The sequence below is a fragment of the Desulfovibrio sp. 6_1_46AFAA genome (assembly GCF_000224635.1).
In the GTDB taxonomy this organism is placed as follows: Bacteria; Desulfobacterota; Desulfovibrionia; order Desulfovibrionales; family Desulfovibrionaceae; genus Desulfovibrio; species Desulfovibrio fairfieldensis.
The window spans coordinates 153,831-160,616 of record NZ_JH114303.1 but is presented as its reverse complement, the minus strand read 5'-3'; the positions used below and the strand labels follow the sequence as shown (position 1 = coordinate 160,616).

6 protein-coding genes are annotated in these 6,786 nt (G+C 60.7%); 1 reads left to right on the top strand and 5 read right to left on the bottom strand.

Annotated features, from left to right (window positions below; translation table 11 throughout):
- Positions 1-229: 229 nt before the first annotated feature.
- The 5 genes from HMPREF1022_RS10415 to HMPREF1022_RS10395 form a co-directional block, all read right to left on the bottom strand.
- Positions 230-1,537: an L-cysteine desulfidase family protein gene (locus tag HMPREF1022_RS10415; RefSeq protein WP_008682383.1), complete on the bottom strand. Its 1,308-nt coding sequence runs from the start codon at positions 1,535-1,537 to the stop codon at positions 230-232.
- A gap of 99 nt (positions 1,538-1,636) precedes the next feature.
- Positions 1,637-2,620, bottom strand: a complete 984-nt coding sequence (locus tag HMPREF1022_RS10410; RefSeq protein ID WP_008682381.1) for a tripartite tricarboxylate transporter substrate binding protein — start codon at positions 2,618-2,620, stop codon at positions 1,637-1,639.
- 24 nt (positions 2,621-2,644) lie between these two features.
- Positions 2,645-4,138, bottom strand: coding sequence for a tripartite tricarboxylate transporter permease (locus tag HMPREF1022_RS10405; protein ID WP_008682378.1), 1,494 nt, complete (start codon positions 4,136-4,138; stop codon positions 2,645-2,647).
- A gap of 15 nt (positions 4,139-4,153) precedes the next feature.
- Positions 4,154-4,639, bottom strand: a complete 486-nt coding sequence (locus HMPREF1022_RS10400; protein ID WP_009303087.1) for a tripartite tricarboxylate transporter TctB family protein — start codon at positions 4,637-4,639, stop codon at positions 4,154-4,156.
- Positions 4,640-4,864: 225 nt separating this feature from the next.
- The gene (locus HMPREF1022_RS10395) at positions 4,865-5,338 is read right to left on the bottom strand and encodes an L-2-amino-thiazoline-4-carboxylic acid hydrolase (protein WP_009303086.1); all 474 of its coding nucleotides are present in this window, start codon (positions 5,336-5,338) and stop codon (positions 4,865-4,867) included.
- A 354-nt stretch (positions 5,339-5,692) separates the two neighbouring features.
- Between HMPREF1022_RS10395 and HMPREF1022_RS10390 the strand changes: the two genes are divergently transcribed.
- Positions 5,693-6,661: a sigma-54 interaction domain-containing protein gene (locus tag HMPREF1022_RS10390; RefSeq protein ID WP_008682372.1), complete on the top strand. Its 969-nt coding sequence runs from the start codon at positions 5,693-5,695 to the stop codon at positions 6,659-6,661.
- Positions 6,662-6,786 lie beyond the last annotated feature (125 nt).

Sequence of the window (6,786 nt, the reverse complement as noted above, 5' to 3'; positions counted from 1 at the left end):
TCCAGCCCGGTCGCCGGACCGCGCGCCGGAAGCCGCCGGGTCCGGCATGCCGCCCGGAGACGTACCCGTGGCCTCGCCCGCGCCGTCGGCCCCAGGCAGACGGCATCAGCCCGGCCTCACCCGGCCCAGCGCCGTGGACCCGGAACAGTAGGAAGCAAGTGCCGCTTCTGACAGAAAAAAGGGAGGCCGGATCACCGGTCTCCCTTTCGAATTGTTATGTCCGGAACGCCTACAGGGCGGCGGCTCTCGGAGCGTCGGCCAGCATGACGTTGATGACCGTTTTATCGACCGAGCACATACCCTGCGTGCTGATGGTGCCGAGATTCTGGATCGTCGTTTCCGGGTGGATCGAGACAATGCCCTGACCGTGGCCGATATGGATGTTCTGACTGGCCAGAAGGGCGCAGAGCACGGCTTCGGAGGCCGCCGTGGCCAGCTTGAAGGCGCAGCCGCCCTTGGCTCCGTCGCAGAGCATACCGGCCAGGGTGCCGCTCATGGAATTGATGACCCCGGCCAGTTGGTTGTCGTCGCAGCCCAGAAGCCAGGCCACGGAAACCGCCGCGCCGACGCCGGCCGCAATGGCACAGCCGCACACCGGGGACAGGGGGCCCGAGAACTCCTTGATGGCAATGGTCACCAGGTGGCTCAGGGCCAGCGCGCGGATCAGCTTTTCCTCGTCCAGGTCCTTTTCGCGGCAGACGATGTAGGGCGGCAAAATGGCCGTAATGCCGTGATTGCCGCTGCCCGCGCTGGACATGACCGGCATTTTGAGCCCGGCCATGCGCGCGTCCGCCGCCGCTGCCGCGTACATGCGGACTTTGTTGACCATATTTTCCTCTATGGCGCCCTCGTCCATCAGACGTCGCAGAGCCGCGCCCAGGCCCAGGCCGGGCATCTGTTCCAGACCGGCCTGGGCCATGCGGTAGTTCATGGGCACCCCGGCGATAAGGAAGGCGATCTCTTCCAGCGGCAGGGCCTCGACCTCCTGCCGCAGTTCCTGGATGGTCATGTCCTTGAGGATGGGCGTGACGGCGCTTTTCTTCCCGTCCTCCGCAACGGCCGGGGCCGCTTCCTCCACGGTTTTCCCGTCCCGTTCCACCAGAACCATATTGGTGTGGCCCCCGATGATGACGGCCCGGCCCGTGCCCTGCGCGCCGCTGACCACGGCTTCGATGAAGAAGTTTTCCTCCGCGTCGCAAAGGCCCACCTGAATGGGAACGGCATCCAGAAGCGCGTGGGCCCGGCTTACGGCGTCCTCGTTCACATCGGCGAAGACTTCCAGGCCCTTGTGCCAGTCGCCGCAGGCAAGGGCCAGGGCCACGGCGAATTCTATGCCGTACTCACTGGTTCCCGGGATGCCCACGCCGCGCGCGTTTTTGAAGATGTTGCCGCTCAGGCGCACCCGGACGTCCCTGATGTCCCCGCGGCTTTCCTCCTGGGCGCGCGATACGGCCAGAGCGATGGCCGCCGGTTCCGTGCAGCCCAGGGCCGGTTTGACGTTACGTTTGAGCAAAGAAACGAGATGGTCGCGATACATGTTTTTTCCTTTCAGAGCGGACGACGTTTTGAAAGCGCTCCGGCAGCCGCGCGGGCGGACGCCGCGTGACGCGGATGTCGGCGCGGTTCATCCGCGCGGTTATTGGGCGCCTTTTTCTTCCTTGTACTGGCGGATCGGAGCGGCGAAGAAGTCGCTGTACTGCTTGAGCACCTTGCCGAATTCAGCGCCCGGCAAATAGCTGGGGCGGATATAGACCTGTTGCAGCTTGGCCTGCACGCCGGGATCGGCCAGGGCTTCCTTGAACAATTCCTGGAGGCGCTCCACGCGGTCGGCGGGAATGCGCCTGGGCCCCACGATGCCGTATACCGAGTCGAAAACCAGATTTTTGTCCACCTGTTCCACAAAGGTGGGCGCGTCCGGGTAGTAGGCGTCGCGCTTGGCGCTGGAAACCGCAATGACCCGGATGGCGTCCTTGTGCGGCAGGAAGTTGGCCACCGGGGTGTAGGCCACGCTGATGTGCCCGCCCAGCAGGGCGGTCACCAGTTCGCCGCCGCCGTTGTAGGCGACGTAGGGCACGTTGGAGTCGGGGAAATGCTTCATAAGCTGCATGTGGAAAAATCGCTGCGCCGTGAGCGCGCCGGGGCTGCCGAGGCTGTACTTGTCAGGGGCGGCCTTGGCTTTTTCCATAAGGTCGGCAAGCGAGGTGATGCCCGATGCGGGCAACACGCCCCAGCCCATGGTGAACTCGGAAATCTGCGCGATGGGGGTGAAGCTCTCGTAGGTGAAGCCGCACGGCTTGACCTGCGGCACCACGGTCAGCACGTTGGCCGAGGTCAGGCTGATGGTGTAGCCGTCGGGCCGGGCGCGCGACAGCTCCACCATGGCGGGAATGCCGCTGCCTCCGGCCTTGCTGGTGACCAGCAGGGTGATGCCGTGCTTGTTTTGCAGGTATTCGCCGAGGATGCGGGCCAGCGTGTCGGGGGCGTTGCCCGCGCCGAAGGGCATGATCAGCGTAATGGGGCGGTTGGGAAAGGTTTCCGCCGTTGCGGGCGCGGCCATACAGCACAGGGCCAGCAGGCAAGCGGCGGCTGTCGCCAAACGTCTTTTGACTGTCTCAAACATGCTTGTTCTCCTTACGGTTGCAGGCTATCCCGCCGGTGTGGCGGGTTTGCGGCGCAGTTCGTCCCAGGCCGCCTTGAGGATGATCAGAAGGCTGACGGCCAGGATGGTGCAGGCAATGGGGCTGGTTACAAAAATACTCAGGTCGTTGCGGGAGATGGAGAGCGTGCGCCGGAAATTGGATTCGGCAATGGGCCCCAGAATCAGCGCCAGCAGCAAGGGCGGCTGCGGAAAGCCCCCCTTGAGCATCAGATAGCCGAGCAGGCCGAATCCGGCCATAATCCACAGGTCAAAGGTGGAATTGTTGGTGGCGTAACTGCCGATGGCGCAGAGCACCAGGACAATGGGCATGAGAATGGGGGTGGGCACATGGACGATCTTGCCCGCCACGCGCACGGCCAGCAGGCCGATGACCAGCATGGCTGCCTGGGCCACGAAGAAACTCCCGAAAATGCCGCTGACCACAGTGCTGTGCTCGCTGAACAGCAGCGGACCGGGGGCCAGGCCCTGAATCATGAGCGCGCCCAGCAAAATGGCCGTCAGCACATCCCCCGGCACTCCCAGAACCATCATGGGAATGAGCGCCCCGCCCGTGACGGCGTTGTTGGAGCTTTCCGTGGCGGCAATGCCCTCAAGGGTTCCCGTGCCGAAGGCTTCCGGCGTGGCCGAGTGCCGCTTGGCTTCGCTGTAGGCGATGAAACAGGCCGCGCTGGCACCCGTCGCCGGAATGATGCCGATGATCGTGCCGATGACCGAGGAACGCAGCAGATTGAATTTCTGGACCAACAGCTCCTTGAGCGCCAGGCCCTTGTTGGAAAGACGGCCGTATTTCACTATGCCGAACTGGCCGCGAAATACGTCTTCCAGGGAAAGCATGACCTGCGACACGGCAAACAGGCCCACCAGCGCCGGTACCAGGGGAATGCCGCTGAACAGGTCCGGCATATTGAAGGTGTTGCGGAAATCCCCTGAAACCTGGTCAATGCCGATGGAGGAAAGAAAAAGTCCGAAAAAGGCGGCCGCAAGGCCTTTGACAATGTTGCCGGAAGAAAATGTCGCGACCACCGTAAGGGCGAACACGGCCAGGGCAAAGTATTCGGGCGCGCCGAAGCGCATGGCCGCCATGGCCAGCAGCGGGGCGCAGGTCACCAGGGCGACGCCGCTGAAGGTGCCCCCCAGAAAGGAGGCCCAGGTCGCCATGTCCAGGGCCTTGAGCGACTGCCCTTTTGCCGTGAGTTTGGGGCCTTCCAGTATGGTCGCGGCGGCGGCCACGGTGCCGGGGGTGCCCACCAGAATGGCCGAGATGCAGCCCCCGTAAATGGCGCCGCAATACATGCCCAGCAGCAGGGAGAAGGCCTCCACTGTGGGCATGCCGAAAGAAAGCGGTATGAGCAGCGCGACGCCCATGGCCGCCGTCAGGCCCGGTAATGATCCGAAAATAATGCCCAGAGCCACGCCCGAGCAGTTGGCGAGAAGCGCCGCCGGCGTCAGGGCCTGTTGCAGTCCCGCAAAGATATCCATTATGCCGGTCTCCTGTTAGGGCAAGAGAATTTGAAAAAAACCGCCGAAGGCCAGCACGAGAATCCCGGTGGTTCCCACGGCGACGCAGATGATTTCCAGGGGCTTGCGCCTGCCGAGCACGGGCAGGGCCACAAGCAGGAAAAGCAGGGTGGCAACGATGAACCCGCCGTTGTGGGGCATGCCGAGCCGGTTCATGCCGCTGATCAGGTCGCCGAGCCAGACCATGGCGGCCATGTAGCAGACCCAGAACACATAGAATGCGAGAACTTTGGGGTCGAGATTAAACGACCGTGAGGCCTTGTCCGCATTGCGTCGCGCAATCCCCGTTATGACGAGAAGAGCGCCGCATAACGCCGTCGCGCCGAGCGTGATATAGGGCAGGGTGGAGGGACCTGCCCATTCCTCGGCGGACGGGGGCGGCAGCTGGCTGGTGCTCAGGGCGCCCACGGCGCAGAAAAGCAGGATGACGATCCCGGAAATGACGTCCTTATGGATTCTCATGGTCTCCTTCCCCCGGAAGTCTCAGGCTCTTTTTCTGCCGGGGCCTCCATAGGGAGACCCCGGCGAGTGTCGGGCCGGGAGCTGTTTCCAAACCGGTTCTTTTGCCTTCCGGCTTCGTCAAACGTCGCTTTTCACACTGGTCGAATACCATAAGAGTATACTCTCGTCGTAAAAAGCTCATTTTTCTCGCTGGAAAGGCAAAGCTCCCTAATTGGAAAACAGCTTCTAGGGCCGGGCTTTTTTCCACAAGCGGACGCGGCAAAAGCTGTCGCCTTTGCCGAGCCGCTCGACGATATCGCACGGAATGTCGTGCTCGGCGGCGCGGTTGCGGTCCAGCTCCATGGCGATATCGCAATACAAGTCCTGCTTTTCAGGGGAAAGTCCCATGGCTTTCCACTCTTCCAGCAGGGGGCAGTAATGCATGCGCATTTCGCTGTACTCGTCGTTCTTGGTGATTTCCGTTTCAAAGACGCCGCCCATGTCGCGGTAGTGGATGTCCACCCATTCGTCGGGCGTTATTTTGTGCCCATCGCGTTCAGCACGGATACAGCCGTAGCTGGTGATGGCCTTCCTCGCCGCGGCTTCGGCCTTGTCGGAGGGCAGAATCTTTTCCAGTTCGCCGCAGAGGCAGGCCATTACACGGGCGCGGTCGCGCATTGCGCCGCGAACACGCTCTGTAACTTCTTTATTCCACTCCATACAGACTTCTCCTTGCATAAGGACTAGTAGTCAAGCATGCTTTATGTATTTTACTATAAAGAAAAAACACCACAGCCGCAGCATATGCTGTCCAGTGTACAATCAAATATTGTGCCAAAAATGTTCTCCAGGGATAACATGCTATTTTTTATGTCTTTTTATCCGTGATGCCGCAGAACGACTGTGGACAATGAAGCGATTTTTTTCACATTTTTTAAAATTTTATTCTCATTTTTCTTAAATAAATTTTATTTTTGAAAAAACTATTGATTTTTTAAAATAAAAGCATTTAGAAAAATAAAAAATTTCTCAATATAAATTGCGAATGATAAAAATCGAGCGGGAGAAGGCAGCATGTCTTTCGTTAACGGAAATATGCAACTGGTAGGGCAAAGCCCGGCCATTTGCCGACTGCGCGAGCAGATCAGCAAAGTCGCAGCCATGGACGCCGTCGTTCTTGTGCAGGGCGAGTCCGGGACGGGCAAGGAGTTGGTGGCGCGAGCCATTCATATGCAAAGCCCGCGTCATCAAAAGGCGTTTGTGGCCATCAACTGCGGGGCCATTCCCGAGTCGCTGACGGAAAGCATTCTTTTCGGCTACGAGGGCGGGGCTTTTTCCGGAGCTCACAGCGCCGGTCAGACGGGCCTGCTGGAAAAGGCCAACGGCGGCACCCTGTTTCTGGACGAGGCGGGCGAAATGCCGCCCAGCCTGCAGGCCAAGATGCTGCGGACCTTGCAGAATTATAAAATCCGCCGCGTGGGAGGCAGCCAGGTCTGCCAGCTGGATGTGCGGATAGTCGCCGCCAGCAATCGGAACCTGCGCGATGCGGTCAAATCCGGGCGCTTCCGCGAGGATCTTTTTTACCGGCTGGACGTCATTCCGCTGATTGTCCCGCCCTTGCGCGAACGGCAGGGGGACATACGCCTTCTGGTGGAATTTTTTCTCGAGTCTTACAGTGCTGCGAGGGGGATACGTTACGAAATCTCTTCCGGCCTGCTCAAGAAGTTCGAGGCCTATGCATGGCCCGGCAATGTGCGCGAGCTGAAAAATTTTGTGGAGTACGGCATCTGCTTCAGCGAAGACGGTCGGCTCACCAAAAAACTGCTTGAGCCGCGCTTTGCGCTGGTCGGTGCCTCGGAATGTTCCGGCGCGCGGGTCGTGCGCCGCCGGAAGCCTGCCTTTGACGCGACGCATCTGGAAACTCTGCTGCGCCGTTACGGCCGCAGTACGGAAGGCAAAAAAGCCGTGGCCCGCCAGATGGGCATCAGCCTGGCCACGCTGTACCGTCACCTCAGGCGGGACCAGGAGGACGGCGCGCGGTAGGGCGGGGCCGCCTATGGCGATGGCTGCGGAACGTTTGGATATTTTCAACAGCCAAACGCTCTAAAAACAGTGAAGGCCGGTTCCCCCGCATGCTGTCGGGAAAACCGGCCCTTTTCGCATGGACG

What these genes read in the sequence shown, in the direction of transcription:
- HMPREF1022_RS10410 (WP_008682381.1), bottom strand. Translation starts at nt 2,620, where the DNA reads ATGTTTGAGACAGTCAAAAGACGTTTGGCGACAGCCGCCGCTTGCCTG.
- HMPREF1022_RS10405 (WP_008682378.1), bottom strand. Translation starts at nt 4,138, where the DNA reads ATGGATATCTTTGCGGGACTGCAACAGGCCCTGACGCCGGCGGCGCTT.
- HMPREF1022_RS10395 (WP_009303086.1), bottom strand. Translation starts at nt 5,338, where the DNA reads ATGGAGTGGAATAAAGAAGTTACAGAGCGTGTTCGCGGCGCAATGCGC.
- HMPREF1022_RS10415 (WP_008682383.1), bottom strand. Translation starts at nt 1,537, where the DNA reads ATGTATCGCGACCATCTCGTTTCTTTGCTCAAACGTAACGTCAAACCG.
- HMPREF1022_RS10400 (WP_009303087.1), bottom strand. Translation starts at nt 4,639, where the DNA reads ATGAGAATCCATAAGGACGTCATTTCCGGGATCGTCATCCTGCTTTTC.
- HMPREF1022_RS10390 (WP_008682372.1), top strand. Translation starts at nt 5,693, where the DNA reads ATGTCTTTCGTTAACGGAAATATGCAACTGGTAGGGCAAAGCCCGGCC.